This is a genomic window from Streptomyces sp., from assembly GCF_031178505.1.
Classification (GTDB): domain Bacteria; phylum Actinomycetota; class Actinomycetes; order Streptomycetales; family Streptomycetaceae; genus Streptomyces; species Streptomyces gulbargensis.
Genome location: NZ_JAPSIW010000944.1, coordinates 1 through 2284 on the forward strand (window position 1 = coordinate 1; position 2284 = coordinate 2284).

The 2284-nt window shown below is 77.0% G+C and carries 1 protein-coding gene; it reads left to right on the forward strand.

Going from position 1 to position 2284, the window contains the following annotated elements; genetic code table 11:
- Positions 1 to 2284 (forward strand): condensation domain-containing protein (locus RIF68_RS34850; protein ID WP_309055535.1); only part of this gene is annotated, 2284 nt, incomplete at both ends.

Below are 2284 nucleotides of genomic sequence, written 5' to 3' on the forward strand. Positions count from 1 at the left end.
TCGCCGGCGAGCTGTGGCTGCTCGGCGGCGGCCTCACCCGCGGCTACCTCCACCGCCCCGAACTGAACGCCCGCCGCTTCACCGAGCTGGACGGCGAACGCGCCTACCGCACCGGTGACCTCGTCAGCCTCTCCGACGACCGGCAGATCCTCTACCACGGGCGTCTCGACGACGAGGTGAAGATCGGCGGCCAGCGCATCGACCCGGCGGCCGTCGACTCCGTCCTCGCCGGCCACCCCGCCGTCCGCGAGGCCGCCGTCGTCGCCCAGCAGGACGCCGGCGGCGTCAAGCGGCTCGTCGCCTTCACCGTCACCGACGGCGGCACCGGCGCCGAGGAACTGCGCGCCTGGGTGCGCGAGCGGATGCCGGCCGCGGCCGTACCGGCCGCCGTCCCGGTCGTCGTCGCCCTGCCCCGCACCAGCTCCGGCAAGATCAACCGCAAGGTGCTGCGCACCACCGACCCCCGGCTGCCCGTCGTCCACGAGGACCCGCTGCCCGCCGCGGACCGGGTGCCGCTCTCCCACGCCCAGCGGCGCCTGTGGCTGGTCAACCAGCTCGACGGTCCCTCCGCCGCCTACAACATGCCGGTCGTCCTCCACCTGGACGCGGCCCCCGACCGGGCGGCACTCGCCGCCGCCGTCGCCGACCTCACCGAACGGCACGAGGTCCTCCGCACCGTCCTCCTCGCCCCCGAGGACGAGCCGTACCAGCACGTCCTCGCCGCAGGCGCCGTACGGCTCCGGACCGTCGACCGGCCCGCCGCCGAACTCCCCGCCGAGATCGCCCGCTTCACCGCCGGAACTTTCGACCTGGCCCGCGAACTCCCGCTGCGTGTCGCCCTCTTCGTCCCCGAGGACGGGCCCGGCGCCACCCTCGCGGTCCTCCTCCACCACGTCGCCGGGGACGGCTGGTCGCTCCGCCCCCTGATGGCCGACCTCGCCCGCGCCTACACGGCCCGCGCCGCCGGCCGCGCCCCCGCGTGGGAGCCGCTGCCCGTCCAGTACGCCGACTACACCCTCTGGCAGCACGACGTGCTCGGCGACCCAGGCGACCCCGACTCCGCCGCCGCCCGCGGCCTCGCCCACTGGCGGACCGCCCTCGCCGGCCTGCCCGACGTCACCGCCCTGCCGCTCGACCGGCCCCGGCCCGCCGCCCGCGACCACGCCGGCGCCCTGGTGAACACCGTCCTCGAACCCGCCGTCCACGCCCGGCTCGTCCGCCTCGCCGAGGCGCACGACGCCAGCGTGCTCATGGTCCTCCAGACCGCCCTGGCCCTCGCGCTGCGCGCCGCCGGCGCGGGTGACCGCACCGCCCTCGGCACACCCGTCGCCGGCCGCGACGACGAGGCCCTCGACGACCTCGTCGGCTTCTTCGTCAACACGGTCGTCCTGCCGACCGACACCTCCGGCACACCGGCCTTCGCCGCCCTCCTCGACCGGGTCCGCGACACCGACCTCGACGCCTTCGCCCACCAGGGGCTCCCCTTCGACCTCCTGGTCGAACGGCTGGGCCCGCCCCGCCTGCCCGGCGTCCATCCCCTCTTCCAGGTGATGCTCACCCTGCGCACGGCGGGACCCGACGAGCACGCCTTCGCCCTCGGTGACCTGACGGGCCGCTTCGCCACCGACGACACCCCCGCCACCACGAAGTTCGACCTCACCGCCGCCTGCGTCGACCACCGCGACGCGACGGGCGCCCCCGCCGGGCTGAGCCTCGCCCTGGAGTACGCCCGCGACGTCTTCGACGACGACGTCCCCCGGCTCCTCCTCACCGCCCTCGCCCGCGCCCTGCGCGCCGCCGCCGACACCCCCGGCGCACCGGTACGGGACGAGGCGCTGATCCCCGCCGCCGACCGCCGCGCCCTGGACGAGAGGCACGCCCGCGCCGCCGCGGCCGGACCCGCCGCGGCGGGCCCCGGGACGCCGGACCCCGCCGACACGGAACTCGTCGACACCCTCCGCGCCCTGTTCGCCGACGTCCTCGGCCTCGACGGCGTCGGCGCGCACGAAGGCTTCTTCACCATCGGCGGCCACTCCATGAGCGGTGTCCGGCTCGCCAACCGGATCCGCGCCCGCCTCGGCGCCGACGTCCAGGTCCGCGACCTTCTCCTCGCCCCCACCCCCGACGCGCTCGCCCGCCGCATCACCGCCCGCGCCGCCGCCCCCGGCGCCGAAGGCACCCGAGCCGCCACCGCCCGCACCCGGCCCGTGGCGCGCACCGACCGGCCCGACCGTCTCCCCCTCTCGTCGGCCCAGCGCAGGCTCTGGTTCATCGACACCCTCGA